Source organism: Micromonospora sp. MGP-C2 (assembly GCF_057766525.1).
Window position 1 is genome coordinate 3,451,670 of sequence record NZ_JBYMEN010000002.1, and the last position, 26,606, is coordinate 3,478,275.

General features: G+C 71.4%; 19 protein-coding genes, 1 pseudogene and 1 riboswitch. Of the genes and pseudogenes, 7 read left to right on the top strand and 13 right to left on the bottom strand.

The window, feature by feature from the left end:
• Window position 1 precedes the first annotated feature (1 nt).
• The 4 genes from AC3CF1_RS15550 to AC3CF1_RS15565 form a co-directional block, all read right to left on the bottom strand.
• On the bottom strand, window positions 2-625 hold the full coding sequence (locus AC3CF1_RS15550; protein WP_088950206.1) for a GTP-binding protein: 624 nt from the start codon (window positions 623-625) through the stop codon (window positions 2-4).
• Window positions 606-971: a DUF742 domain-containing protein gene (locus AC3CF1_RS15555; protein WP_088950207.1), complete on the bottom strand. Its 366-nt coding sequence runs from the start codon at window positions 969-971 to the stop codon at window positions 606-608. Before AC3CF1_RS15555 ends, AC3CF1_RS15550 begins: the two co-directional genes overlap by 20 nt.
• An 88-nt stretch (window positions 972-1,059) precedes the next feature.
• Complete coding sequence (locus AC3CF1_RS15560) at window positions 1,060-1,467, bottom strand: roadblock/LC7 domain-containing protein (RefSeq protein ID WP_007465177.1); 408 nt, start codon at window positions 1,465-1,467, stop codon at window positions 1,060-1,062.
• Window positions 1,464-4,619: a sensor histidine kinase gene (locus AC3CF1_RS15565; protein WP_488450724.1), complete on the bottom strand. Its 3,156-nt coding sequence runs from the start codon at window positions 4,617-4,619 to the stop codon at window positions 1,464-1,466. The genes AC3CF1_RS15560 and AC3CF1_RS15565 overlap by 4 nt, the downstream gene beginning before the upstream one ends.
• A gap of 444 nt (window positions 4,620-5,063) precedes the next feature.
• Between AC3CF1_RS15565 and AC3CF1_RS15570 the strand changes: the two genes are divergently transcribed.
• Window positions 5,064-6,242 (top strand): ABC transporter substrate-binding protein, encoded by a 1,179-nt coding sequence (locus AC3CF1_RS15570; RefSeq protein WP_488450725.1) that lies wholly within the window; start codon window positions 5,064-5,066, stop codon window positions 6,240-6,242.
• Window positions 6,243-6,329: 87 nt separating this feature from the next.
• Here the strand turns inward: AC3CF1_RS15570 and AC3CF1_RS15575 are convergent, their stop codons facing one another.
• Both AC3CF1_RS15575 and AC3CF1_RS15580 read right to left on the bottom strand, forming a co-directional pair.
• The gene (locus AC3CF1_RS15575) at window positions 6,330-7,187 is read right to left on the bottom strand and encodes an ABC transporter permease (protein ID WP_354982886.1); all 858 of its coding nucleotides are present in this window, start codon (window positions 7,185-7,187) and stop codon (window positions 6,330-6,332) included.
• Window positions 7,188-7,288: 101 nt separating this feature from the next.
• Window positions 7,289-8,320 carry an ABC transporter substrate-binding protein gene (locus tag AC3CF1_RS15580; RefSeq protein WP_488450726.1) on the bottom strand — a complete coding sequence of 344 codons (1,032 nt, stop codon included), beginning with the start codon at window positions 8,318-8,320 and terminating at the stop codon, window positions 7,289-7,291.
• A gap of 271 nt (window positions 8,321-8,591) precedes the next feature.
• On the opposite strand from AC3CF1_RS15580, the gene AC3CF1_RS15585 reads away from it, so the two are divergent.
• The 4 genes from AC3CF1_RS15585 to AC3CF1_RS15600 all read left to right on the top strand — a co-directional run bounded on the left by AC3CF1_RS15585 (window position 8,592) and on the right by AC3CF1_RS15600 (window position 13,736).
• The gene (locus tag AC3CF1_RS15585; RefSeq protein WP_358008540.1) at window positions 8,592-9,377 is read left to right on the top strand and encodes an ABC transporter ATP-binding protein; all 786 of its coding nucleotides are present in this window, start codon (window positions 8,592-8,594) and stop codon (window positions 9,375-9,377) included.
• Between the two features lie 2 nt (window positions 9,378-9,379).
• Window positions 9,380-10,330: an LLM class F420-dependent oxidoreductase gene (locus tag AC3CF1_RS15590; RefSeq protein ID WP_488452085.1), complete on the top strand. Its 951-nt coding sequence runs from the start codon at window positions 9,380-9,382 to the stop codon at window positions 10,328-10,330.
• A complete protein-coding gene (locus AC3CF1_RS15595; protein ID WP_007465195.1) occupies window positions 10,327-10,635 on the top strand; it encodes a cupin domain-containing protein in 309 nt (102 codons plus the stop codon). The genes AC3CF1_RS15590 and AC3CF1_RS15595 overlap by 4 nt, the downstream gene beginning before the upstream one ends.
• Window positions 10,636-10,712: 77 nt before the next feature.
• Entirely contained in the window at window positions 10,713-13,736 is a 3,024-nt protein-coding gene (locus tag AC3CF1_RS15600) for a hypothetical protein (RefSeq protein ID WP_488450727.1), read from the top strand.
• A 90-nt stretch (window positions 13,737-13,826) separates the two neighbouring features.
• On the opposite strand, the gene thiC is transcribed toward AC3CF1_RS15600, so the two are convergent.
• From thiC to thiE, 7 genes and pseudogenes are all read right to left on the bottom strand, one after another.
• The gene (gene thiC, locus AC3CF1_RS15605) at window positions 13,827-15,419 is read right to left on the bottom strand and encodes a phosphomethylpyrimidine synthase ThiC (RefSeq protein WP_488450728.1); all 1,593 of its coding nucleotides are present in this window, start codon (window positions 15,417-15,419) and stop codon (window positions 13,827-13,829) included.
• 17 nt (window positions 15,420-15,436) lie between these two features.
• Window positions 15,437-16,222 carry a bifunctional hydroxymethylpyrimidine kinase/phosphomethylpyrimidine kinase gene (thiD, locus tag AC3CF1_RS15610; RefSeq protein WP_328848924.1) on the bottom strand — a complete coding sequence of 262 codons (786 nt, stop codon included), beginning with the start codon at window positions 16,220-16,222 and terminating at the stop codon, window positions 15,437-15,439.
• Window positions 16,223-16,383: 161 nt separating this feature from the next.
• A pseudogene (locus tag AC3CF1_RS15615) lies at window positions 16,384-16,962 on the bottom strand (thiamine phosphate synthase); the annotation flags it as partial.
• On the bottom strand, window positions 16,959-17,738 hold the full coding sequence (locus AC3CF1_RS15620) for a thiazole synthase (RefSeq protein ID WP_088950216.1): 780 nt from the start codon (window positions 17,736-17,738) through the stop codon (window positions 16,959-16,961). The pseudogene AC3CF1_RS15615 and the gene AC3CF1_RS15620, both read right to left, overlap by 4 nt.
• Entirely contained in the window at window positions 17,735-17,935 is a 201-nt protein-coding gene (gene thiS / locus AC3CF1_RS15625) for a sulfur carrier protein ThiS (protein WP_088950217.1), read from the bottom strand. The genes AC3CF1_RS15620 and thiS overlap by 4 nt, the downstream gene beginning before the upstream one ends.
• Window positions 17,926-19,107 (bottom strand): glycine oxidase ThiO, encoded by a 1,182-nt coding sequence (gene thiO / locus AC3CF1_RS15630; RefSeq protein WP_488450729.1) that lies wholly within the window; start codon window positions 19,105-19,107, stop codon window positions 17,926-17,928. Before thiO ends, thiS begins: the two co-directional genes overlap by 10 nt.
• The gene (gene thiE / locus AC3CF1_RS15635) at window positions 19,101-19,727 is read right to left on the bottom strand and encodes a thiamine phosphate synthase (RefSeq protein WP_354982878.1); all 627 of its coding nucleotides are present in this window, start codon (window positions 19,725-19,727) and stop codon (window positions 19,101-19,103) included. Before thiE ends, thiO begins: the two co-directional genes overlap by 7 nt.
• Window positions 19,722-19,831, bottom strand: a riboswitch (TPP riboswitch). (Overlaps the previous gene by 6 nt.)
• Window positions 19,832-20,122: 291 nt before the next feature.
• Between thiE and AC3CF1_RS15640 the strand changes: the two genes are divergently transcribed.
• Both AC3CF1_RS15640 and AC3CF1_RS15645 read left to right on the top strand, forming a co-directional pair.
• Window positions 20,123-25,954 carry a ThuA domain-containing protein gene (locus AC3CF1_RS15640; protein ID WP_488450730.1) on the top strand — a complete coding sequence of 1,944 codons (5,832 nt, stop codon included), beginning with the start codon at window positions 20,123-20,125 and terminating at the stop codon, window positions 25,952-25,954.
• Between the two features lie 65 nt (window positions 25,955-26,019).
• Entirely contained in the window at window positions 26,020-26,565 is a 546-nt protein-coding gene (locus tag AC3CF1_RS15645) for a hypothetical protein (RefSeq protein WP_488450731.1), read from the top strand.
• Window positions 26,566-26,606: the final 41 nt, after the last annotated feature.

The window sequence follows — 26,606 nt, forward strand, 5'->3', positions numbered from 1 at the left end:
CTCAGCCGACAGGCGTGGGGAAACCCCGCCCGTGCTCGGCCTCAAGGCGGAGCATGGCGTGCTCGACCACCGTCACCAGCACCTGCTTGACCGAGTCCCGGTGCCGGGCGTCGGTCATCACCAGCGGCACCTGCGGCGAGATGGCCAGCGCCTCGCGGACCTCCTCCAGCTCGTACTGGGGAGCACCGTCGAACCGGTTCAGGGCCACCACGTACGGCAGGTTGCGGTTCTCGAAGTAGTCCAGCGGGGCGAACGCGTCGGTGATCCGGCGCGTGTCCACCAGCACGGCGGCACCCACCGCACCTCGGATGATCTCGTCCCACATGAACCAGAACCGGGTCTGACCCGGTGTACCGAAGAGGTACAGGATCAGATCCTGGGCCATCGTGATACGGCCGAAGTCCATGGCGACCGTGGTGGTCTCCTTGCCCGGCACCTTGGACGGGTCGTCGATGCCGACACCCGCCGCTGTCATCAACGCCTCTGTGGTCAGCGGTGTGATCTCGGAGATCGCCCCGACCAGTGTCGTCTTACCGACGCCGAAGCCGCCCGCGACGACGATCTTCGCGGAGACGATTCCCCGGCCCGGCCGCCCCCTAGCGGGGTCATAGCCTGCGAAGTCCACTTAGCACCCTTCCAAGCAGTTCCATCCGCTCCTCGAACCCCTCGGCGGGAGCAGCAGTGTGTAACGTCAGCAGGCTCTCGGCCACCATGTCGGCGACCAACACCCGGGCGACGCCCAGCGGCATCCGGGTGTACGCGGCGATCTCCGCCAGCGACTGTGCTCGGCCCTCACAGACCGTGGCGATTCGGTGCTTGTCATGCCCGGCGAAGCGGGACTCGGCAACCTGGGTGAGCGACGCGGTCAGGACGGCCTCCAGGGCGATGTCCTGTCGAGGTTCGGTACGACCCCGGGTGACCGCGTACGGACGTACCAGCGCGCCACGCGGGTCAACGCGCCGTTGGTCCATTCCCGATCACCTCCCCGTCCACTGTAGAGCCGGCCAGTGCCGCCTTTCGTCCTGCTTCGGCGCGCGGTTCGAGCGCCGTCTTCCGGTGCTAGGAGCGCACCGCGTCACGCGGCAGCGGCACCAGCGCGGCACCCACCCGCTCGACCAGCAGGGCCATCTCGTAGCCCACCTGGCCCACGTCGCAGCTGCGCGCGGCCAGCACGGCCATCGACGATCCGTCGCTGATCGACATCAGGAAGAGATACCCGCTGTCCATCTCGATGACTGTCTGCAACACCCCGCCCGCGCTGAACATCCGGGCTGCGCCCTCGGTCAGGCTCACCACACCGGAGGTGATCGCGGCGAGCTGATCCGCCCGGTCCCCCGGCAGGTCCCGGGAGGACGCGAGCAGCAGCCCGTCGGCGGAAACCGCCACCACGTGGGCGATACCCGCCACGCTGTCGGCGAAGTTGGTGAGCAGCCAACCCATGTCCTGCATGGCAGCTGGCCTGTTCATCGGCTCTCCTTGGTCGAGGTGCTGTTCAGGTCCGTCCCGGCCGTCCGACCGCGCTGCACACCGCGGTGGTAGGCCGACAGCAGACCTCGTACTTCATCCGGGGTCCGCCGGCTGCGGTCCCGGCCGCTCTTCGGTTCGATGCCGCCCGGCACGAGCTGTTGCTGCGGCACCCGCTTCGGCAACCCGGAACGGGTGGTCCCGGCGGGAGCCGGCTCGGCCGCCCTGCTCGCGCGGGACCAGCCCTCGTCGGCCGCCGTCCGCCAGGCGCCCGGGTCCACCGAGGGCGCACTGGGCGCGGCCGGTGCCGGTCGGGCCGCCGGAGGCGGCGTGTACGACGGCGGCGCCGCGGGCGGCGCTCCGAAGCCGCCGCCGGTCGCGGTGCCATGGCCTGCGGCACCCGACGTGCTGGTGCCGTGGCCTGCGGCACCCGACGTGCTGGTGCCGTCGGTGTTGGAACTGCCCGGGGTACGGGTCGGCAGTTTCGGCCGGGCCGGCGCGGCGGGCGGCACGGACCCGGCACTCGACTGAGCGCCGTTGCCCGAGCGCAGGCCGGCGTCGGCCGGAGCCGGCGGCTCGTCGAAATTGGGTCGGGTGAAGATCGCGGTGGCGTCGTCGCCGTGCGACCGGAACCAGACCGCCTCCATCTCCCGGAAGATCGGCGCCTCGGCCGGGAAGTCCGGCCGGGTGCTGACCGGCGCGACGGGGGCCGGCGGGGCAGCGGGTGCCGGGGGCGCGGCGGGCGGTGCCACCGCGCCGAGGCCGGCGACCGGCCCGACCGGCAGACCCGGCGTCGCGCCACGCCCGTCGGCGGTGTCCGGGGTCGAGCCGCGCCGGGGCAGCGGATCGATGGTCGGGTAGGCCACTGTCGGGCTGCCCGCCGAGGCGCCCGCGCCGTTGCTGTACGCGGGCCGCGCCGGCGGGAGCGGGGCGACCGGAGCCGGAGCTGCCGAGCGGGTGCCGGCGTAGCCACCCGCCTGAACCGGAGAGTTGGTGTCCCGCGAGTCCAGCGGAGACTGCCACTGGGCGGGTGCCGGTGGGCTGCTCCGCCACTGGTCGGGCAGCGTCGCCGCCGAGGTCGTGGCACCGGCGAACTGCTCGCTGTGACCGACCGGCGTGAGCGGCGTCTGCTCCACGGCCATCGGCTGACGCGGCCGCGTGAGAGCCTGGTCGCGTCCCCGGTTGCTGGGCAGCACCACAGTGGCGGCGGGCAGCGTCACCTGGGCGACGGTGCCGCCCTCGACGTTGCGGCGCAGCTCGACCCGGATGCCGTAGCGGGAGGCGAGCCGACTCACCACGGCCAGACCCATCAGCCGGAACGCGGCGACGTCGACGCTCGGCGGGGCGGCCAACCGACGGTTGAGCGAGTCGAGCTGTTCGTCGGTGAGGCCGAGCCCGCGGTCCTCGATCTGGATCAGGACGTAGTCACGGATGCGGCGACCGTCGGCGACCACTGTGGTGTTCGGTGGCGAGAACCGGGTGGCGTTGTCGAGCAGCTCGGCGACGAGGCGTACCACGTCGTTGACAGCGTGCGCGGCCACCGAGATGTCGGTGTCGACCGTCCCGAACTCGATGCGGTTGTACAGCTCGACCTCGGACTGGGCGGCGCGCAGGACGTCCACCACCAGCGCGTTGTCGTGACGCGGTGCGGCGGAGTCGGCGCCGGCCAGGACCAGCAGGTTCTCGTCGTTGCGGCGCATTCGGGTGGCCAGGTGGTCGAGCTCGAAGAGCTGCGCGAGCCGCTTCGGGTCCTCCTCGCCGCGCTCGATCGCGTCCAGCTCGCCGATCATCCGGTCGACCAGGGTCTGACTACGACGTGCCAGGTTGAGGAACATCGCCGAGACGCTGGTACGCAGCGCAGCCTGCTCGGCGGCGACCCGTACCGCCTCGCGGTGGACGACGTTGAAGGCCAACGCCACTTGCCCGACCTCGTCGCGGGTGTTGAGCTGGATCGGGTCCCGGACCTGGCGGACGATCTCCTCCACCCCGCCGTCGCCCACGCTGCCCATGGTCTGCAGCCGCTGCACCGCGTCCGGCAGGTCGTGGTTGGCCACCGAGAGGGCGCCCTCACGCAGCCGGCGGAGCGAGTGGTTGAGCGAGCGGGCCAGCACCACGGCCAGCGACACGGCGATGATCAGGGTCAGCAGCACCAGGATCGACTCGACCACGGCCTGCCGGATGACATCCGAGCGTGCCTCGTCGGCCTGCTGGAGCAGACGGTCCTGCAGTTGGATCTCGGCCCAGCGCATCAGGTCGTTGACCGCGCCGATGGCTGCGGTGGCGTCCTGTGCGGTGACCAGCGGTCGCTGCCCGACCGAGCGGGTGATGTCGGTGGCCACCCGGTCGGCCAGGCCGACCGCGTCACCGGAGACGGTGCTGTCGACCAGGGCGCGCTGCACCGGGTCGGCGGCCAGCGAGAACGCGACCAGGGCCTCCTGCTGACCGGTCAGCGTCGCCACGAAGGAGGAGAACTGCTCCGAGTCGAGCTGACCCGCCGTCAGCGCGGTGTAGGCGACCGCCTGCTCCTCGGCGACGGAGGCCTTGGCGCGGGCGAAGGCGGAGACCGCACGCCGGCTGTCCCCCAGGCTCTCGTCGCCGGGCAACTGGGCCAGGCCGTCACCGTACGAGACCAGGTCGGTGAGGATCACGCCGTAGCGGAGAACCGCTTCGGCAACGGCCATCTGCCGGCGGTCCAGCACCTCCTGGCGGGTGCCGTCCAGGGTTGCCAGGTGGTCGTCGATGGCGACCAGCCGCTCGCGCAGGGCGGTCGGCACCTCGCCGACCCGGCCTCGCTCGGCGCGGTACTCGTCCACCTTCTGCTGCGTCTGGCGGACCCGCAGGTTGTACGCGTCGGCCGGCTGCTGCGGTGTGGCCAGGTAGGCCGCGGCGGCCATCCGCTCGGCCTGAAGGTCCTGGGTGAGGGCGCTGACGTCGATGGAGAGGGCCGTCAGCGATCGGGCCTGGGTGGCGTCGAAGGCACCCTCGCCAATGGAGATCAGGCGGACCGTCGCCAGCGCGATCACCGCCGCCACCGGGACAACCAGGATCAGGGCCAGCTTGGACCGGATCCGGGCGTCGCGCAGTCTCGGCAACCCTCGGCGGGGACGCCGAGCGCTGTCGCCGAGCGCGGGCAGGGTCGTCGGTCCGGTGCTCACGACATCGCCTCCGTCGTTTCTTCCCCGCCTGAGCCGCCGAGCCATGCCGTAAGCGGAGGGGACCACGCGCGGCACGGCCGCGATTTCATCAGAGAAGATCGGGTTTGGGAAGCCGCAGTGAGGTAGGAAACGGTCGGACGGAGCGCATCCCGTGATCCGGGCAACTGATACCTTCATTTCCGCAAGCCCCTGAACAGGGCATGTAACTCCAGAGTGGTCACGCGTGTGTGCAAAGTGAGCTTTTGCAAACATTGCGTTACCCCAGCATGTGGGATGACCGTCCCGAAAATGCTGCCGGGGTCCGCGCTTGACCACAGCGCCGGCCATTGGCAAGGTTTTGCAGGCTTCGCGCACACCGTACGGCAGAGGAGATACCGTCCTCCACTGAGGACGGATTAGCGGCGGTGACCGGGCAGCGCCCGCGCCCGCACCTGGAGGACTGAGTTGAGCCCCATCCGCTCCGCGACCATCGCGGCGCTCGCATCGGCCGTAGTGGCCACCACGCTCACCGGCTGCCAGTTTGGCGGGGCGGAGCAGGACACGAGTCCGATCGTGATCGCTGCCGACCTCGAACTCTCCGGCGCCGCCGCCCCCGTCGGGCGGGCATACCAGCGCGCACTGGAACTCAAGAGGGACCAGTTGAACTCCTCCGGAGCACTGAACAACCGGAAGATCGAGCTGAAGGTGAAGGACAACCGTTCCGACTCGGCCGAGTCACTTCGCAACATCGTCGACTTCAGCAGCGATTCCCAAGTCAGCGCCATCATCATGGGCGGCTGTAACGAATGCGCGGTCGGTGCGGTCGGCACCATCAACGAGAAGCGGATTCCCACCATTGCGCTCGCCGCTTCCGGCGCGATCGCCAGCCCGGTCGCCGAGCGGCGCTACGTGTTCAAGCTCGGCCCCAACGCCGTGGACAGCGCCGCCGCACTCACCACCGAACTGCGTCGCAACAACCTCCGCAAGGTGGGGATGCTCGTCAGCGACGACGACTACGGCCGGGAGGGCGCGACCGCACTCAGGAGCGAGCTGGACAAGGCCAAAATCACGCTGCGCGAGCAGAAGGTCAAGACCACCGACACCGACGTCAGTCAGCAGGTCCGGCAGCTGACGTCGGGCAAGCCCGACGCGCTCGTCTTCTGGACGCCGCCGGAGCAGGCGACGCTGGCGGCCACCAGCGCTTCGCAGACCACCTTCCGCGGGTCGCTGTTCTTCGACGCGGGCGCGGCCGGTGACCTCTTCCTCGGCGAGGCAGCCAGGGCCACCGAGCGGGCCACGCTGATCTTCACCCAGACCATGGTGATCGACGACGTGATCGCGACGACGCCGGCCAAGGCGGCGCGACGACAGTGGTTCCAGGACTACACGGCACGTTTCGGCGGCTACAACGGGTCGTCGTCCTTCGCCGCGGACGCCATGCAGTTGATCGCCGACGCGGAACTGCGCGCCGGCGGTGAGGTCGGCAAGGTGGACCGCGACGGCCTTCGGGACGTGCTCGAAACGTCCCAGATGGATGGCCTGTCCGGCCCGATCCGAATGACGCCGGACAACCACAGCGGCCTGATGCCGCAGGCGCTCACCACGTTGGTGGCCCGTAACGGCCGCTGGCGCCTGGCGGGGTAACGCTTCCCGGCCACCGTGCACGAAGAGGGCCGGCCTCCCGATGGGGAGGCCGGCCCTCTTCGTTGCGGGTGCTGACCGTGCGGCGGGTCAGCGGCTGCTGGTGGTTTCGCGGACCCAGGGCAGGGCGATCCGTTCGCTCAGCACGAGCGCCGAGTAGAGCAGGATGCTCACCAGCGCCACCAACATGATCGCCGCCCACGCGGTGGCGGTGTCGCCAATACCGGCGTACTGCGTGATCACATAGCCAAGGCCACTCTCGCCGGCCTGGAACTCACCGATCACCGCGCCGATCGCGGCCAGTGGCATGGCCACCTTGAGCCCGACGAAGATCTGCGGCAACGCGGCCGGGAAGCGCACCTTGCGGAACGCCTGCCAGCGGGAGGCGTTCCAGGAGCGCACCAGCTCGGCCAGGTCAGCCGGCGTGGTGGTGAGCCCGGTCGCGGTCGAGAGCACGATCGGGAAGAAGCAGAGCAGGAACACCATGGTCAGGATCGGCTTCTGACCCCAGCCGAGTGCCACCACCAACAGCGGGCCCAACGTGATCTTCGGCACCGCGTTCACCGCGACCAGCAGCGGGGTGAACATCCGCTCCACCGTGCGGGAGCTGGCCAGGGAGAGTCCGATCAGGACACCGGCCACCGCCGAGAGCGCGAAGCCGATCAGGATCTCCAGCAGGGTGTCCCAGGTGTGCTCCAGCATCTGGGCGGGCTTGTCGACGAACGCGGCGAGCACACCACCGGGCGGTGGCAGAGCCGCGGGGTGGACCAGCTCCAACCGGGCGATCAGCCACCACGCCGCCAGGGCGATCAGGAGGCCGGCCGCGGGCAGCGCCGCCCCGGCCCCGGCCCGAAGGCTGGCACCTCGACCCGCGCGCCCCGCCTCGGGGCCGGCGCCCGGGGGTGGGGATGCCGCCACCGCCGGATCCGCTGACCGGACGTCGGTCATCTTGTCCTCCTCGAAATCCTCGGCCCCCGGGGGGCCGACGAGCGACGGGGGTACGTCCCACCGGAGTCGGCGGAACGTACCCCCTGGTGACGACCGGACGATCAGGCCTTCGGCGCGAGGCTGAAGTCGATGATCTGCTCGGGGGTGATGTTCTGCTTCAGCGCGCCAGCGCCCTGCAGGATGGCGATGCTCTTGGCGACCCGACCGCTGTCCAGGGTGCCGATCGCGGTGCCGGTGTTGCCGGAGCGCACGTACGCGGCCATCAGCTCAAGCTCGGCGGCGGCGGCGACCGGGTTGGAGGCCTCTACGTTCTTCTTCAGGATCTCGCCGGCCTCCTTGGAGTTGGCCAGGCTGTACTCCAGGCCCTTGAGCAGCGCCGCGGTGAACTTCTTCACCATCTCGGGCTTCTCCTTGGCGATCTTGGAGGAGGTGATCAGCACGTTGCCGTAGAGGTCCTGCATCACGTTGCTGTACGGCAGCATGACGGCCTTCTTCTTGGCCACCGCCTCGATCGTCGGCTGACCGACGACGAACTGGCCGATGCCGTCCACCTGGCCGGTGGCCAGCGTGCTGATCAGGTTCTGCGCCTCACCGTTGACCCAGGTCACCTTTTTCTCGTCAACACCGGCGAGCCGGGCGTACGTCGGGAACAGGTTGCGGACCACGGACCCGGGGGTGTCGGCGAGCTTCTTGCCCTCCAGGTCCTTCGGGGAGGCGATGTTCTTGCCCTCGACGGTGGCGATGCCGGCCATGGTGCGCTGCTGGATCGCGGCCACCACGGTGAAGTCCTTCGCCCCGCCGTTGCCGACCTGGAGCAGACCGCCGGTGAGGTCGATCGGGCCGAAGTCGGCCTGGCCACCGACGATGGTCGAGATCACACCACCGGTGCCCTGACCGGGCTTGATCTCGACGTCGAAACCGGCGTCCTTGAAGAAGCCCTTCTCCTTTGCCACCCAGGCGTAGGAGTCACGACCGAAGTTACCGAAAGAGGTGAGGTAGGTCACCTTCTCCAGCGAACCGCCGTTGCCGCCCTTGGCGTCGTCTGACGAGTCCGACCCGCTGCTGCAGGCGGAAACGAGGGCGAGGGCAGTGGCCAGCGCGGCCGTAGCGACCGTACGGGTCAGCCTTCTCATCAGTAGCACCATGTCCTTTCCTACCGGGGCCGACAGGCCGCCGGAGGGGGTTGTCGTGACGGGCCGGCGGGAGGGGTGAAAGCCGGGCACCGCCGTCGTGAGGGGACTCTTCGCGGGCACAGCGTACGAGAAACCCACAGTTGCGACGCCAGGCATATCGGGTTGCGGAACGGAAACAACCTGACGACGACCCCGGACGGTGCGATACGTAGACACGCCCGCTAGCCTTTGTCGGATTCCTGACCGTCCACTCAGCGGAGGTGCGCCGGAGATGATCCGACTGTCCGGGGTGTCCCGTACCTTCGAGGGCCGGTCTGGCCGGGTGGAGGCGCTGCGCGGCATCGACCTCGACGTCGCCGAGGGTGAGTTCGTCGCCGTGCTCGGCCGCTCCGGCTGCGGCAAGTCCACCCTGCTGCGGCTGATCGCAGGGCTGCTGCCGCTGACCGCTGGCGAGATCACCGTGGCCGGTACGCCGATCACCCGTCCTCGCCAGGACATCGCCATGCTGTTCCAGAAGCCGGCCCTGTTGCCCTGGCGCACAGTGCTGGACAACGTCCTGCTGCCGGTGGAGATCTTCGGCTGGAGCCGCGCCAAGCACCGCGAGCGGGCCCGGCGACTGCTCGACGTGGCCGGGTTGGCCGGGTTCGAGAAGCGGCTGCCGCACGAACTCTCCGGCGGCATGCAGCAGCGGGTCTCGCTGTGCCGGTCGCTGATCGGTGAGCCCCGCGTGATGCTGATGGACGAGCCGTTCTCCGCGCTGGACGCGCTCACCCGCGAGGAACTCTCCGGCGAGCTCCAGCGGGTGCACATGGAGAACAAGCCGACCATCGTCTTCGTCACCCACTCCATCGACGAGGCGGTGCTGCTCGCCGACCGGGTGGTCGTGCTGAGCCCCCGCCCCGGCCGGATCCGCAAGGTGCTCGACGTCGACATCCCCCGGCCCCGCACCCTCGGCCGCAACGCCCACCTGGCTGATGTCGCGCGAGTCAGCGCCGACCTGCACGAGCTGTTGATGGAACGCGACGAACCGGCAACGGCCAGCACGGAAGGACGATGAGCATGCGGGTGTCGGTCTTCACCGAACCCAACCGGGGCGCCACCTACGACACCCAACTCCGGTTCGCGCGGCTGGTCGAGGCCTGCGGGTACGAAGGCTTCCTCCGAGCCGACCACTACCAGTCGATGGGCGCCGACCCGGGCCTCCCCGGCCCCACGGACGCCTGGCTGACCCTCGCCGCGCTGGCCCGGGAGACCGAGCGGATCCGGCTCGGCACCCTGGTGACGTCGGCCACCTTCCGCCTGCCCGGCCCGCTCGCGGTGATGGTCGCGCAGGTCGACCAGATGAGCGGCGGCCGGGTCGACCTGGGCATCGGCGCCGGCTGGTACGAGCGCGAGCACACCTCGTACGGCATCCCGTTCCCGCCGGTCAGCGAGCGCTTCGACCGGCTGGCCGAGCAGCTTGAGGTCATCACCGGGCTGTGGAGCACCCCGTCCGGCGAGACCTACAGCTTCACCGGCGACCACTACCGGCTCGTGGACGCGCCCGCCCTGCCCAAGCCGGTGCAGGTGCCCGGGCCCCCGATCATCGTGGGCGGTCGCGGTCCCAAGCGCACCCCCGATCTGGCCGCCCGGTACGCCGCCGAGTTCAACATGCCGTTCAAGTCCGTGGCGGACACCGCCAAGGCGTACGACCGGGTGCTTGAGGCATGCGAGCGCACCGGGCGGGCGGAGTCCGGGCGCGACCCGCTGGTGCTCTCCGCCGGGATCGTCGTGGCCATCGGCCGGACCGACGCCGAAGCCCAGCGGCGGGCCGCACCCCTGCACGAGAAGAGCGCGCTGCCGCCGGAGGACCCGGTGGTCGGCTCACCCGCGCAGCTCGCGCAGCGGATCGGCGAGTTCGCCGCAGCCGGCGCCACCCGGGTCCACCTGCGTCTGATCGACTTCAATGACCTCGACCACCTCGAACTGATCGCCGCCGAGGTGCTCCCCCAACTGGACGGAGAACGATGACCGACGTGATCGACGGGACCGAACTCGGGCCGGTGGGCCAGGAGATCGTGTACGAGAACGACCGGGTCCGGGTCTGGCACATCCGCCTGGAACCAGGCGAGCGGCAGCCGCTGCACCGGCATGACCACCCCTACCTGGTGGTGGCGATCGAGGGCGCGAAGAACGTCGTGCAGACCATCGACGGCACCCGGATCGACGCCGACGAGCCCACCGGCGGCGTGGTCTACCGGGATCCGGGCGCGGTACATATGCTCACCAATGTCGGAGACACGACTTACCTGGCTCGGCTGGTCGAACTCAAGTAGACCCGCCGAGCGCGGGCCTGCGCGTCGCGCGGCGTGCCGGTGGCGATTCGGTGTACCGGGTGCGTAACGTGCCCGACATGGCCTTTCGGACCTGGGGCAGACTGCTGCTCACGGCGCTCGGGGTGAGCGTGCTGGCCGGAGCCGGCCAGCTCGGCGTCGCGTACGGTTTCGGCATCGTCCGGCTGACCGGCGCCTTCACCGGTACGACCGTCAACCAGTGGCCGACCCAGCTCGTCTGGGTGGGCTGGTTCGCCGCGAACGCCGCCGTCGTCGGCGCCGTCCTGACCGGACGCCTCGCTCGCCGCGACGCACCGGCGGTCAGCACCGGCCGCCAGCTGGCGATCGGTGGCGCGGCGGCGCTCGGTGCCACCGTCATCGCTCCCCTCTGCATGCAGCCCGCCCGCGCCGCCGAGTTGATCTCCGTCGACCCGGTGTGGGCGGTGGGCATCTGCGCCGTACTCGGTGCGGTCATCGGGGCGGGCGCGGCGATCGCCGTTCTGCTCCGGCCCGAGCTGGGCTGGAACATGGCCGCGGTGGCCGGCGCGGTCTGGCTGCTGGCGCTGATCTCGGTCCTGCCGTCGCTCGGCACGACCGGCCCGCTGCCGACCGTGCGGCTCGGCGTCCTGGAGCCGAGCTGGCTGGCCGACGACGCCGCGCAACGGCTGTCGCTGCTCCTGCTGCCCATCGTGGCGCTGCTGGCCGGCGTGGCGACCGCCGGGCTGGCTCGCTGGCGGGGCCAGGCACCCCTGATCAGCGGGGCCACCGGGGTCGCCGGTCCGGTGCTGGTGGCATTCGCGTACCTGACCGCCGGGCCGGGTGACGCCGTGGACCGCTACCAGGCCACTCCCTATTACGGCTCGTTGATCGCGATCCTCGCCGGTGCGCTCGGCGCGGCGGCCGCAGCGCTGCTGCGCTGGCCGACTGGCGCTCGCAGCGCGGATTCGCAGGCGATCGAGCCGTCCGACATCCTGCGCCCACTGCCCCCCGGCCCGGCCCTCCCGGGCACCGCGTCGGCGAACTCGACGAACGACCCGGACACCACCGAACGCACCGACGCGGAGCCGCCCGCCGACACCAAGCCCGCCGGCGGTGTCGTCGCAGGCCCGAGGGCCGCGGCCGGCTCCGATGGCGTACGCACCGCCCCGGCCCACTGGGACTGGCCGGCGTCCACCACGGGCGGCCAGGATGGCCCGACCCCCGCCGTTGCGGCGAAACCCGCAGCCTGGCTGACCGATCCGACCGGCGAGTTCACCGCCGGAGCGCAGACGCGCCGGTCGATCCCGGACGATGTCACCTCCCCGGTCGAGAGCGAGCGCTCAGCCGCGACCAGCGTCACCAGCCCCACCGACGCCACCCCGGCCAGCGCCAAGTCCGACCGCGCCGATGCCGCCACCCCGACAGTCGGCCCTGCCAGCGCCCCGACCGACAGCGCAACAAACACGCTCACGACCGCCACGGGCGCGCCTGGTGCGGGAACGACCAGCACCGGCACGACCAGCGCCGGCACGACCGCCACCGAAGCGGCCAGCGCAAGCGCGGCCAGCCCGGGCACGACCAGCACGGACACGACCAGCAGAGGCGCGGCCGACGCCGGTATGGGTGATGCGGCGGTGCCGAGCAAGCCACGCCGGGTCCGTAAGCCGAAGGTCAGCCCGGGTGCCGCGATCTCTGACCCTGTCGATGACGCCGCGCCATCCGAGTCGGATACCGCCGACGAGGCGGCCACCGGCCGCACCAGGAAGGTCACCAGGGCGGGCAGGTCCGCCGACAGCACCGGTTCTGGCGCGGTCACCGCCGCTCCCGTTCCGAGCAAGCAGAGCCCGGGCACCGACGCCGATCCGACCACCGAAACCGCCCCGACCACCACGAGCGGCGCGACGGCAGCCGGCCCGATCGCCGTAACCGGTTCGACGACAGCCGCCCCGACCGCCGCAAGCGGTTCGACGGCGACACCGGCCGGTGCCAAGGCCGAGGCGGTCAAGCCGCCCCGCACCCGGGCCGCCACCGCCGGAACGGAAGCAGCCGACCCGACGGCGGAAGCAGCCCAGTCGTCCCGCGTCCCGGCCGAGGCGCCCGTGCCGAAGGCGGAAGCACCCCGCCCGAAGGCGGAAGCACCCCGCCCGAAGGCGGAAGCACCCCGTCCGAAGGCGGAAGTAGCCGACCCGAAGGCGGGAGCGACCAAGCCTCCCCGCGCCCCGGCCGCCGCGAGTAGCGCAGTGGCGGGGGCAGCCGACCTGCCGCGCAGCGAGGCCGCCGCAACCAGCTCGAAGGCCGACGCCGCCAACCCGCCGCGCACCCCGACCACCGCAACCAGCCCGAAGGCCAACACCGCCGACCCGGCCAGCGCATCCGCAACCGAGCGGGCGAGCGAAGCCGACGACGAGCCGGCCGCCACCGAGGACGGTCCCAGCACCGGGTTGTTCGGGAGCGCTGCCGCCGGTGACCCGGACGCCGACCGATGGACGCCAGCACCTTCGGCCTGGCCGGTCAGCGCGGCCTGGACGGTGCCGCCGCAGACCTCCGCACCGGGGCCAGCGACATCGGAGACGCCGACCGGGTCGGACAAGGCGACCGGGCCGACGCCGAGGCCCCGACACCGGGCGCCGTTGCCGGACCTGAGCCGGGCCAGCTCCTGGAACGCCTTCGACACCACCCGGCGCGCCGGACAGGCGGAGGCAGCGGACAGTTCGGCGGATCGGACGACGCCGACCAGCCCGGCCGCGACCGGCGAGACAGCCGCCCGCGTTGGAAGCCCGGGTCAGCCGGACGCACCGGTCATGCCGGGCGCGGCCGGCACGCCCTCCGACGCCGGCACCGACGAGTCGGCGAGCACCGACGCCACACCGGCCGCGTCGAAGGCGGGCAAGGTTGCCGAGCAGCCTTCCCGCCGAGGACGGCTCGGTGGCCTCTTCCGCCGCAACCGGTCCCGCGCCGACGAGGAGAGCCAGGAGGCGGCAAACAACGTGGAGCCGCTGCCTGCAAAGGACGAGGAGTTCGTCGACTGGGTCGCCGGGCTGAGCAAGCCGGTGTCGGACAACGAGCCGGAGCAGGACAACGGTCGCCGGTCGCTGCGCTCCACCGGTCGGCACCACCGCGAGTGACCCCACCCGCGGGCACGGCGGAACGCCGATCGACCTGCTACCTGCTTGATCACCCCGACCCGATCACCCGAGAGTGCGCACCGCGCCGGTTCAGGCCAGCGGCAGATACACCCGGCTGCCGCCGGAGACGAACTCCTCCGACTTGTCCTTCATGCCGCGGGCCGCGTACTCCTTCAGCTCCTGGGTGATCTTCATGGAGCAGAACTTCGGGCCGCACATCGAGCAGAAGTGCGCCGTCTTCGCGGGCTCCGCGGGCAGGGTCGCGTCGTGGTACGACCGAGCGGTCTCCGGGTCCAGCGAGAGATTGAACTGGTCTTCCCAGCGGAACTCGAAGCGTGCCTTCGACAGCGCGTCGTCCCACTCCTGCGCGCCAGGGTGGCCCTTGGCCAGGTCGGCCGCGTGCGCGGCGATCTTGTACGCGATCACGCCCGCCTTCACGTCGTCCCGGTCCGGCAGGCCGAGGTGCTCCTTCGGAGTCACGTAGCAGAGCATCGCGGTGCCGAACATGCCGATCATCGCGGCGCCGATCGCCGAGGTGATGTGGTCGTACGCCGGCGCGATGTCGGTGGTCAGCGGACCGAGCGTGTAGAAGGGCGCCTCGTGGCACCACTCCTGCTGGAGGTCCACGTTCTCCTTGATCTTGTGCATCGGCACGTGGCCAGGGCCCTCGATCATCACCTGGACGTCGTACTCCCAGGCGACAGTCGTCAGCTCGCCGAGGGTGCGCAGCTCGGCGAACTGCGCCTCGTCGTTGGCGTCCGCGATCGAGCCGGGGCGCAGCCCGTCGCCGAGGGAGAACGTCACGTCGTACTTGGCGAGCAGCGCGCACAGCTCCGCGAAGTTGGTGTAGAGGAAGTTCTCCTCGTGGTGCGCCAGGCACCAGGCCGCCATGATCGAACCGCCCCGGGAGACGATCCCGGTGACCCGGTCCACGGCCAGCGGCACGTACGGCAGCAGCACCCCGGCGTGCACCGTCATGTAGTCCACGCCCTGCTCGGCCTGCTCGACCACGGTGTCCCGAAACACCTCCCAGCTCAGCTTCACCGGGTCACCGCCGACCTTCTCCAACGCCTGGTAGATCGGCACCGTCCCGATCGGCACCGGGGAGTTCCGCACGATCGCCTCGCGGGTCTCGTGGATCCGCTTCCCGGTGGACAGATCCATCACGGTGTCCGCACCCCAACGGGTGGCCCAGGTGAGCTTCTCCACCTCCTCGGCGACCGAGGAGCTGACCGCCGAGGTGCCGATGTTGGCGTTCACCTTGACCAGGAACGCCTTACCGATGATCGCCGGCTCACACTCCGGATGGTTCACGTTGAGCGGCAGCACCGCCCGGCCGGCGGCGATCTCGGCCCGTACGAGTTCCGGGTCGACGTTCTCCCGGATCGCCACGAACTCCATCTCCGGCGTCACCACACCCGCCCGCGCGTACGCGAGTTGCGTGGGCCGGCGACCGTCCACCCCGGCGAGTGGCGTGCCCGCACCCCGTACCGGCGCCACGTCACCACGCTCGGCGATCCACGGTCCCCGCAGCGGCGGCAACCCGACCTCCGGGTCCGACCCGGGGCCGGACGTGTCGTAGAGCCGCACCGGCGGAAGATCCCCGGTCAGCCCCACCTCCGCGAACGGCACCCGGACGTCCGGTCGCGAACCCTCGACGTACACCTTGCCTCGTGCGTGCATGACAGCCTCCCTGGTGATCAAGCGGACCAGCCGAAGTGGTTCAGCGGTCCGCGCCCCGCCCCCAGCTCCCAACCCCGCGCGCCGGTCAGCGCCCGGAGCACGTACTCCTTGGCAGCACCCACCGCCGCCGGCACCGGATCACCCAGCGCGAGCCGCACGGCGATCGCCGCCGAGAACGAACACCCGGTCCCGTGGGTGTGCCGGGTCGTCACCCGGGGGGCGCGCAGCAGCGTGGTGACACCGCCGCCGTGCAGCACGTCGACCGCCTCGCCGCCGTCCAGATCACCCCCGGTGACCACGACGTGGTCGGGGCCGCCGGCCGCGAGCGCCTCGGCGGCCACGACCATCCCGGCCACGTCGTCCACCGGGCGTCCGGTGATGGCCGCGGCCTCCGCGCAGTTCGGCGTCGCCACAGTGGCGTACGGGAGCAGCCGCTCGACCGCGCCCACCACGCCGAGCCGGTGGCCGCTCGTGGCGACAAGCACCGGGTCGACGACGAGCTGGGGCAGCCGGCCGGCACGTGCGGCCTCGGCCACCACGTCGGCGACCGCCGGGGTGCCGAGCATTCCCGTCTTGACCGCCGAGACGGTGAAGTCGGCGAGCACGCTGTCCAACTGCTCGGTGACCGTGCGCGGAGGCAACGGCAGGACGGCGTCGACACCTCGGGTGTTCTGCGCGGTGACCGCCGTGATGACGCTGGTGCCGTACGCGCCCAGCGCGGCGAAGACCTTCAGGTCGGCCTGGATGCCCGCGCCGCCGCCGGAGTCTGAGCCTGCGATGGTGAGGATGGTGTGCGGGGTCATTTTCCCTGGCCTTTGGTTGCGGTTTGGGGCTGCGGCCGACCGTGCCCACTCCGGGCGGTCAGGCTTGATCCCTGCGTGGGCACGGTCGGCCGCAGCCCTGACGTGGAGACCTGGGTGACCCCGCGCCGGGTTTGGGTCAGCACAGGGGTGACCGCCTCGACATAGGCGCTGGTCAGACTCGCCGCTGTCTCGGTGGGATCTGGGGCCCGCATAATCGCGCCGAGCACCGCCACCCCGACGGCTCCCGCCTTGACGCAGGCGGTTACCTGTTCTGGGGTTTCCACTCCGCCCAGCGCCAGGACCGGCACGTTGCTGGTCCTGATCAGCTTTCGCAGGCCGGCCGGTCCCAGGGGTGGGCCGTAGCCCGGTTTTGTCTTTGTGGGCCAGACCGGGGAGACGGTCGCGTAGTGCTCGGTGGTCAGGCGGTTCAGCTCGGCTTCGTTGTGGCAGGAGCGGCCGACCAGGCTGTGGGTCGGCGGCGGGTACGGGCCGGCGGCGGGCAGGTGCACGGCGTCGCCGCCGAGCGGGTCGGGGCCGGCCACGACGAGAGTTCCGCCGACGTCGGCGACGATCGCCCGCAGCTCGACGGCGAGAGCCGCGCGCTCGGCGCGGGGCAGGTCCTTCTCCCGCAGCACCACCCAGCGCACTCCCCCGGCCACGGCTCCCGCCACGACCCGGTCGAGCCCGCTCCGCGCGACGAGCCGGTCGGTCAGCAGGACAACACCGGACGGCGCGGTCACAGGTCGGGTCTTCCCTCGTCGGGTGTGGACGGCAGCGCGTGGAAGCGTCGGGCGATCCGGCCGGCGCCTGCCGCCAGCCGGCCCGCCTCGACCGCGTACCGCATCGCGGTCGCCATCGCCACCGGGTCCTCGGCCCGGGTCACGGCGCTGGCCAGCAGCACCGCATCGCAGCCCAGCTCCATGGCCAGGGCCGCGTCAGAGGCGGTGCCGATGCCCGCGTCGAGGATCACCGGCACGTCCACCCCCTGCCGGATGAGCCGGATGTGGTGGGGGTTGCCGATGCCGAGCCCGGAGCCGATCGGGGAACCGGCCGGCATCACCGCGGCACAGCCCACGTCGGCGAGCCGGCGGGCGAGCACCGGATCGTCGCTGGTGTACGGCAGGACGGTGAAGCCGTCGGCCACCAACTCCTCGGCGGCGCGGAGCAGTTCCACCCCGTCGGGCAGCAGCGTCCGCTCGTCGCCGATCACCTCCAGCTTGACCCAGTCGGTGTCGAACGCGTCCCGGGCCAGCCGGGCCACCTTCACCGCCTCGGTCGCGGTGTGGCAGCCGGCGGTGTTCGGCAGCAGCCGCACCCCGCACCGGTCCAGCAGCTCCAGCAGCCCACCGGTGGAGCCCGGCGCGGTGCCCACCCGGCGCAGCGCCAGCGTGACCAGCTCGGTGCCGGACGCCCGGATCGCCTGTTCCAGCACGTGCAGGTTCGCGGCGCCGCCGGTGCCGAGGATCAACCGCGAGGTGAACGTCTCCCCACCCAGCTCGAACGTCACGCCGCTCACCCGCCCTGCGCCGCGGTGAGGACCTCGACCCGGTCGCCGTCACGCAGCACAGTGGCCGGCCAGCCGGCCCGGGGCACCACCTCGCCGTTGACCGCGACCGCCACCCCCCGCTGTTCGGGCACGACGTCGCGCACCAGGTCGGCCACCGACGCGCCGCCGGGGACGCTGCGTCCGGCCCCGTTCACCGTCAACTCCACCGGTCCCCCTCCGTCGTCGGTTCAGGTCCACCCGCCGCGGCCGGTGTGCGAGCGGCCGATCCGGCACCGACGAACCGTCCGGGTCCGAAGGGCGCGAGCAGCGGGTCGGGCACGCCGTCGAGCACCAGCTCGGTGATCAGGTCGGCGGTGATCGGGGTGAGCACGATGCCGTGCCGGTGGTGCCCGGTGGCGGCCAGCACGTCCGGCCGGTCGGGCAGCGGCCCGAGGATCGGCGCGTTGTCCGGCGTGCCCGGGCGCAGCCCGGCGACCGCCTCGACCAGGTCGTACTCGGCCAGCTCGGGCAGCAGGTCGACTCCGGCGCGGAGCAGGCGCTGCACGGCACCGGCGGTGACAGTGGTGTCCGCCCGTTCCTCGACCGTCGCGCCGAGCACGACCTCGCCGTCGGCGCGGGGCACCAGGTAGACGGGTTCGCCGTCGGCGTACCCCCGGATCACGTGCCGGAAGCCCGGCGCGACGCCGTCGGGCGCGCGAAGCCGGAGGATCTGGCCCTTCACCGGCCGGACGGGCAGGCCAGTGAGGGCGGCGGCCCCACAGCCGGCGGCGACAACCGTGACCGCAGCATCCACATCGGACAGGTGCGCGACCGCCTGCGGCACCAGCACCGCGCCGGCCCGCTGGGCGGCCGTGCGCAGCGCCGGCACCAGCCGCCGGGGGTCGACCTGGTGGTCGGTGGGCGCGAGCGCGCCGCCGCGCAGCCGTGGTGCGAGCGCCGGCTCGCGGTCGCGCAGCTCGCTGGGGCGCAGCGGCGTCACCGGCAGGCCCAACCCCTGCTGGTACGCCCAGAGCCGGCGCGCCTCGGCCAGGTCGTCGCCGGTCAGCCCGACCATCAGAGTGCCCTCGGTCCGGTAGCCGATCCCGGTGCCGCTCGCCGCGGTCAGCTCGGCGGCGAACGCCGGCCAGCGGGCGGCGGACGCCAGCAGCAGCCCGGTCAGCTGCCGCTCACCGAAGTACGCCTCGGCGACCGGCGAGAGCATGCCTGCGGCCACCGCCGACGCCCCCGAGCCGGGCTCCGGATCGTGCACCACCACGCGCAGCCCCCGGGCGGCGCAGCGCCAGGCGATCGCCAGCCCGATCGGCCCCGCCCCCACCACCGCGACGTCCGGCCGGGCCCGGTCACTCGATCGCGCTGACTCCGACCGGCCGGTCAGCACGCCAGGGCCTCGATCAGCTCGGCGGTCGCCCGCGCCGGGTCGGCGGCAGCCGAGACCGCCCCGACGACCGCCACCCCGTACGCCCCGGCGGCCCGCAGTTCCGGCACCCGCTCGGCGGTCACGCCGCCGATCGCGATGACCGGCACGTCGACGGCGTCGACGACGGCACGTACGCCCACGGGCCCGATGGGGTCAGGCAGGCCGGACTTGGTGCTGGTGGCGTGGCACGGCCCGACGCCCAGGTAGCTGGCTCCCGCCGCGACCGCCGCGGTCGCTGTTCCCGGCGCGCGGGCGGTGGCGCCCAGCACGCCGGCCGGGCCGAGCACCCGACGGGCGGCGGCGACCGGCAGGTCGTCTGCCCCGACGTGCCCACCGGCGGCACCGACCGCCAGCGCCACGTGCAGCCGGTCGTTGACCAGGCAGGTCGCCCCGTACGGCACGCAGAGCGCCAGCACCCGCTGGGCCAGCTCGTACGCCTCGCGGTCGGTGGCGGAATCCTCGACCCGGACCTGCACCACCAGGTCGGCTCGGGCCACCGCGAGGGCGGCCCGGACCACGGTGAGCGGGTCTCGCCCGGGTCGGGTGTCGGTGATCAGATGCAGTCGCCCCAGGGACGGCACGGCAACGCTCCTCCCTGCGCCGGCATTATCCGGATCAGGTTCGACGGTCGGGGGCTGTCAGCCCCCCTCTCAGCCCGGTACACCGGACTCCCGTGGGTTACTTGCGTGTCACCGTACGACAGATCCGCCGGTCTGCCAAGGCGGGTGTCGACGGGCCGGAATGGCGGATTAGGTTGGGCGCTTCATCCCGGTCCTATTCGGAATGTCGCCCCCCGTTGCAGAACCGTTACCTGCCGGCATCTTGCCGGACATTGAGCCAGCCGAATTAATTTGTTCAGCGATTCGACAAAATGTTGGCGGGGGCACCGTGACGCGGTGTCACCACCGGCTCCATCTGGGAGGGTCTTCGGCGAGCCGGCTCCCGCGATCCCTGTCACTACGACATAGGAGGCGGCGTGTCCCGTTCTCGTCGTGCCCGCGTACCCATCACCGCAACCCTGATCTCCCTGGCCATGGCCTCGACCACCCTGTTCGGCACGCCCGCCCAGGCGGCCGCCCAGGTCCCCCCACGGGATGCGAAAGCCGCAGCCCCGGTCAGCCAGGTGGTGCCGAAGGCGCCAAAGGCCGCGGCCGATCCCTTCTCCGTCCTCGTCTTCTCCAAGACCGCCGGCTTCCGGCACGACTCCATCCCCACCGGCATCGCCGCCATCCAACAGCTCGGTGTGGCCAACGGATTCACAGTGGACAACTCCGAGGACGGCGCCGCATTCAACGACGCCAACCTCGCGAAGTACAAGGCGGTGATCTGGCTCTCCACCACCGGTGACGTGCTCGACGCCGAGCAGCAGGCGGCGTTCGAGCGCTACGTCAAGGCGGGCGGCGGCTACGTCGGCATCCACGCCGCGTCGGACACCGAGTACAGCTGGGCCTGGTACGGCGACCTGGTCGGCGCGTACTTCGCCAACCACCCGCAGAACCAGCAGGCCACGGTCAAGGTGGAGGACCACGCCCACCCGTCGACTGCCGGGCTGCCGGACCGATGGTCCCGGTTCGACGAGTGGTACAACTACCAGACCAATCCCCGGCCGGACGTGCACGTGCTCGCCAGCCTGGACGAGAAGAGCTACACGGCGGGCGCCGGTGCCATGGGCGCCGACCACCCGATCGCCTGGTGTCAGGACTTCGACGGCGGCCGATCCTGGTACACCGGGGCTGGCCACACCCGGGAGTCGTACGCCGAGCCCGAGTTCCTGTCCCACCTGCTCGGCGGCATCCGGACCGCGGCCGGTGTCGAGAACGCCGACTGCGGCGCCTCGAAGACCTCGAACTTCGAGAAGGTCGCGCTGGACAGCAACACCAGCAACCCGATGGAGCTGGACATTGCCCCGGACGGGCGCGTCTTCTACATCGAGCGCGACGGTCGCGTGCAGATCGTCAAGCCGGACACCGGCAGCACCGTCACCGCCGTCGACCTGGACGTCTTCACCGGCAACGAGGACGGCCTGATCGGCATCCGGCTCGACCCGGACTTCGCCACCAACAAGTGGGTGTATCTCTACTACGCCCCGAACGACGGGGTCACCCGCAACCTGCTGTCCCGCTTCACAGTCACCGGCGACACCATCGACCCGGCCAGCGAGAAGCAGGTGCTGCGGGTCGACACCCAGCGCAACACCTGCTGCCACGCTGGCGGCAGCATGGCCTTCGACAGCGCCGGCAACCTCTACCTGGCCACCGGTGACAACACCAACCCGTTCGAGTCGAGCGCGTACTCGCCGCTCGACGAGCGGCCGGGCCGCCAGGACTACGACTCGCAGCGCACCTCGGCCAACACCAACGACCTGCGCGGCAAGGTGATCCGGATCCACCCGGAGGACGACGGCACGTACACCGTCCCGACGGGCAACCTCTTCGCGCCGGGCACCGAGAAGACCCGCCCCGAGATCTACGCGATGGGCTTCCGCAACCCGTTCCGGATCGGCACCGACCCGAAGACCGACACCCTCTACGTCGGGGACTACGGGCCGGACGCCAACGCGAACAACCCGGACCGGGGCCCCCGGGGCCTGGTCGAGTGGAACGTCGTGACCCCCGGCAACTACGGCTGGCCGTACTGCACCGGGACGAACGAGGCGTACAACGACTACACGTTCCCGTCCGGCCCGAGCGGCCCGAAGTTCGACTGCGCCGCACCGGTGAACAACTCGCCCAACAACACGGGCCTGACCAACCTCCCGCCGGTCGTCCCGGCCACCGTCGACTACGGCTACGCCGGTGACGCGCGCTACCCGGAGATCGGTGGCGGTGGCGCCCCGATGGGCGGCCCGGCCTACCGCTACGACGCCGACCTCAACTCCAACCGCAAGTGGCCGGCCTACTACGACGGCAAGGCGCTGCTCGGCGAGTGGAACCAGAACAAGATGTACACCATGCAGGTGACTCCCGACGGCAAGTCGTTGGTGGACATCAATCAGCTGCTCACCGGCATGAAGATGGTCCGGCCGATGGACTTCGAGTTCGGTCCGGACGGCGCGCTCTATCTGATCGAGTGGGGCACCGGGTTCGGCGGCAACAACGACGACTCCGGCATCTACCGGATCGACTACACCGCCGGTGACCGCGCACCGATCGCCGCGGCGTCCGCCAACCCGACCTCGGGCCCGGCGCCGCTGACTGTCACCTTCTCCAGCGCCGGCTCCCGGGACCCGGACGGCGGCGCGCTCACCTACTCGTGGACCTTCGGCGACGGGCAGACCTCGACCGAGGCCAACCCGACGCACACGTACGCGACGGCCGGCAACTACACCGCCCAGCTCACCGTGACCAACCCGAAGGGCCGTACCGCGGTGGCCAACGTGCCGGTCACCGTGGGCAACACCGCACCGACGGTGAGCATCGAGTTCCCGCCGGACGGTGGCTTCTTCAACTGGGGTGACCAGGTCCGCTACACGGTCAAGGTGACCGACCCCGAGGACGGGCAGATCGACTGTGACCGGGTGAACCTCCAGGTGCTGCTCGGTCACGACGAGCACGCCCACCCGCTGGAGCAGCACACCGGGTGCACCGGCACGGTCCAGACGTCGCTCGCCTCCGGGCACGGCGCCGAGGCGAACGTCTTCGCTGTCTTCGAGGCCACCTACACCGACGAAGGTGGTGCCGGCGGCGCGGGCGCGCTCACCGGCCGGGACATCGAGATCCTGCAGCCCAAGCAGAAGCAGGCCGAGTACTTCACGGCCACCGGACGGGTGCCGGGCGGCACCGGCGGCGGAGACGCCGGCGTGCAACGAGAGGCCGGCGCCGACACCGCCGGTGGGGGCCAGAGCATCGCGTTCATCGAGGACGGCGACTGGTGGTCGGTCGTCCCGGCGGACCTGACGAACATCACCGAGATCCGGTTCCGGGCCGCCTCGGCCGCCGCCGGCGGTCGGATCGAGGTCCACGCGGGCGCCGTCGACGGACCGGTCGTGGCCACGGCCACCGTTCCGACGACCGGCGCGTGGCAGACGTACACGGACGTGAGCGCGCCGGTGACCGGTGCCGCGAGCGGCTCGCTGTACTTCGTGGCCCGCGACCCGAACGGCGGGACGGGTTCGCTGTTCAACGTCAACTGGATGGACTTCGTCGGCCGCGGCGTCACCGAGAACGCGCCGCCGGTGGTCACCGCCACCGCGACCCCGTCCACCGGCACCGTGCCGGTCACCGTCGAGTTCGACGGCACGGCCACCGACGCCGAGGGCGACACCCCGCTGACGTACGCCTGGGACTTCGGTGACGGAGGCTCGGCGACCACAGTGGACGCCAGCCACACCTACACCAACGCGGGCACCTTCACGGCCACCCTCACGGTGACCGACAGCAAGGGCGCCAAGTCGTACGCCACGGTGCCGGTGCGGGTCGACGCTCCGGACACGTCCTGCTTCGGGGCGCGTTCGGACGACTTCAACGGCAACAGCCTCGACAAGGAGCGCTGGACCAGCGTGGTCCGGGAGAACCAGCTCTACTCGGTGTCGGGTGGCGCGCTGCGGCTGCCCACCGGGGTGGGCGACCTCTACGGCGCTCGCAACGACGCCACCAACCTGGTGCTCCAGGCAGCTCCGACCGGCGCCTGGGAGATGACCACCAAGGTCACGCTGCCGGTGACGGCGAACTACCAGCAGGCTGGCGTGCTGGTGTACGGCGACGACGACAACTACGCCAAGCTGGACCTGCTGTACAACGGCAGCCGGCGGGTGGAGTTCATCCGGGAGACGGCCGGTACGCCTCGCAACGAGGCCGCCGACAGTGCCGCCGCACCGGCGGGTGACACCGTGTACCTGCGGATCACCAGCGACGGGACGAACCTGACCGCCGCCGCCTCGGGCGACGGGCAGACCTTCACCCCGGTCGGCCAGTCGGCAGCGCTCGCCGGCATCACCAACCCGCGGATCGGGGTCTTCGCGCTCAACGGAGGCACCGAGGCGCCCGTGGTCGACGCCGCGTTCGACTCGTTCCAGGTCACGCCGGACGCCCCGGCCGGCCCGGTCGACCCGTCGGACGAGTTCACCGGTTCCACGTTGGACAAGTGCCGCTGGGACGCCATCACGCGGGAGGACCCGAACGGTTACCGGGTCACCGATGGCGCGCTGCGGATCGACGTGCCCAACGGTGACATCTACGGCACCGACAACACCGGGCCGAAGAACTTCATCCTCCAGACCGCGCCGTCCGGCGACTGGACCCTGGAGACGAAGGTCGACGGCAGTCTGCTGAACGAGCAGTACCAGCAGGCCGGTCTGCTCGTGCAGGCCGACGACGACAACTACCTGAAGTTGGACTTCATCGCGGACAACCAGGCCGGCCAGGCGGTGACGCGGCGGATCGAGTTCCGCAGCGAGATCGCCGGGACGGTGCAGAACCCGCAGCCGGAGGCGGCCAGCCTCACCTCGGCGGTGTGGCACCTGCGGCTGGCCCGCACCGGTGACACGTTCACCGCGTCGTACTCGGCCGACGGGACGACCTGGACCGCGTTGGAGGCGCTGACGAACAGCGCGGTGGGTGCCACCCCGAAGGTCGGGTTGTTCACCCTCGGCGCCAACCAGACCGCCTCGAAGACCGCCGCGTTCGACTACTTCCGGTTGAGCACGAAGGTCGCCGACGAGACCGCGCCGGTCACCACGGCGACGGTGTCCGGCACCCCGACCGAGGGGTGGCACACGGGGCCGGTGACGGTGACCCTCGCCGCCACCGACGAGGCCGGCGGTAGCGGGCTCGCCAGCACCGAGTACCAGTTGGACGGTGCCACCACCTGGACGGCCTACACCGCTCCGGTGGCGGTCAGCGGGGACGGCGAGCACGAGGTGCGGTTCCGCTCGACCGACCAGGCGGGCAACGTGGAGTCGACGAAGACCGTCACGGTCAAGATCGACACCACAGCGCCGGTCACCACGGCGACGTTCGCTCCGGCGAACGACGCCGGCTGGCACAACGGGACGATCCCGGTCGTGCTGGCCTCGACCGACGCCGGTTCCGGCGTCAAGACGGTGGAGTGGTCCCTGGACGGTGGCACCTGGACGCCGTACACGACGCCGGTCGAGGTGACCGGTGACGGCCAGCACGAGCTGCTGTTCCGCTCGACCGACAAGGCGGGCAACGCCGAGACGCTCAAGTCGGCGGTGCTGCGCATCGACGGCACGAAGCCGACGCTGCTGGTGTCCGGGATCGCCGACGGCCAGCTCTACGGTGACAGCCAGGACGTTCGGGTGTCCTGGCAGGCCGTCGACCCGACCTCGGGCATCGCGTCCGTGGTCGGCCAGCTGGACGGCAGGGCGTACGCCAGCGGCACTCTGCAGGCCATGTACGAGCTGCCGCTCGGCCTGCACGAGCTGACCGTGACCGCGACCGACAAGGCGGGCAACCAGACCACCTCTGCGGTCCGGTTCTTCGTCACCACCTCGTTCCGGGACATGCAGGGCCTGCTGGACCGGTTCAAGGCGACGGGTCGACTCTCGGCCAAGGCGCACAAGCAGTTGACGGCGAAGCTGGACGCGGCCCGTCAGGCCGAGGCGGCCGGCAACGACAACAAGGCGATCAAGCAGTTGGCCGCCTTCCGTACGCTGGCCGCCGACGCCACACTGGTGGCCGAGGCGGAGATCCGGGACGTCCTGATCCGGGACGCCGACGCCATGATCGTCCGGCTCGGCGGCGCGGCCAGCAAGGCCGGGGTGAAGGCGAACGACGGCGCTCCGATCAAGGGCACCGGACGCCTGGGTGAGGATGCCACCCGGCTCGCACCCGGTCGCCAGCTCTGATCCGACGAGGCCCCTCCCCGACGTCACGACGTCGGGGAGGGGCCTCCCTCGTAGGTAGTGAGGAGATGTCCGTGACGGGTATCCGCAAGGTGTTGGCCGCCGTTCTCGTCGGGCTGGCCCTGACCCTGTTCTCCGCTGCCCCGGCGGCCGCTCAGGCCGACAAGCTCAAACTGACGGTGGCCGGTGACGGGGCTGAGGGGGTCACCATCCAGGCCGTCTACGCCGACGGCCGCCGGCTGGACCGGGTGGTGCGGTTGGTCCTCACCGCCACCGGCCCGGACGGGCAGAAGGTCGGGCCGGTGCAACTGGAGCCACAGCCCGAGGGGCAGGGCTTCTACAGCAGCGGCCCGGTGCTCTCCACCGGCACGTGGAAGGTGACGGTGAGCTCCCCCGCTCCGCTCAAGAGCGAGGCCACCGCCACGGTGCAGGCCCGGGCAGCACAGTCACCACCGGTGCCCGCACCGGTCGCGGTGACCAGAACGACTGACGGAGACCGCGGGGCGGGTGCCGACTGGTGGCCGTTCGCGGCGGCCGGCCTCGTGCTCGTCGCCGCGGCGATGGGGGTGGCCATGCTCTTCGGCCGCCGCCGCACCGGTACGCAGAACAACTGATCGACTCGACATCCTTGAAGTCGGGGCTTCCCGGACCGCAG

What these genes read in the sequence shown, in the direction of transcription:
- AC3CF1_RS15590 (WP_488452085.1), top strand. Translation starts at nt 9,380, where the DNA reads ATGCGGGTGTCGGTCTTCACCGAACCCAACCGGGGCGCCACCTACGAC.
- AC3CF1_RS15560 (WP_007465177.1), bottom strand. Translation starts at nt 1,467, where the DNA reads ATGAACAGGCCAGCTGCCATGCAGGACATGGGTTGGCTGCTCACCAAC.
- thiC (WP_488450728.1), bottom strand. Translation starts at nt 15,419, where the DNA reads ATGCACGCACGAGGCAAGGTGTACGTCGAGGGTTCGCGACCGGACGTC.
- AC3CF1_RS15595 (WP_007465195.1), top strand. Translation starts at nt 10,327, where the DNA reads ATGACCGACGTGATCGACGGGACCGAACTCGGGCCGGTGGGCCAGGAG.
- AC3CF1_RS15580 (WP_488450726.1), bottom strand. Translation starts at nt 8,320, where the DNA reads ATGAGAAGGCTGACCCGTACGGTCGCTACGGCCGCGCTGGCCACTGCC.
- AC3CF1_RS15555 (WP_088950207.1), bottom strand. Translation starts at nt 971, where the DNA reads ATGGACCAACGGCGCGTTGACCCGCGTGGCGCGCTGGTACGTCCGTAC.
- AC3CF1_RS15575 (WP_354982886.1), bottom strand. Translation starts at nt 7,187, where the DNA reads ATGACCGACGTCCGGTCAGCGGATCCGGCGGTGGCGGCATCCCCACCC.
- AC3CF1_RS15645 (WP_488450731.1), top strand. Translation starts at nt 26,020, where the DNA reads ATGTCCGTGACGGGTATCCGCAAGGTGTTGGCCGCCGTTCTCGTCGGG.
- AC3CF1_RS15585 (WP_358008540.1), top strand. Translation starts at nt 8,592, where the DNA reads ATGATCCGACTGTCCGGGGTGTCCCGTACCTTCGAGGGCCGGTCTGGC.
- AC3CF1_RS15600 (WP_488450727.1), top strand. Translation starts at nt 10,713, where the DNA reads ATGGCCTTTCGGACCTGGGGCAGACTGCTGCTCACGGCGCTCGGGGTG.
- thiD (WP_328848924.1), bottom strand. Translation starts at nt 16,222, where the DNA reads ATGACCCCGCACACCATCCTCACCATCGCAGGCTCAGACTCCGGCGGC.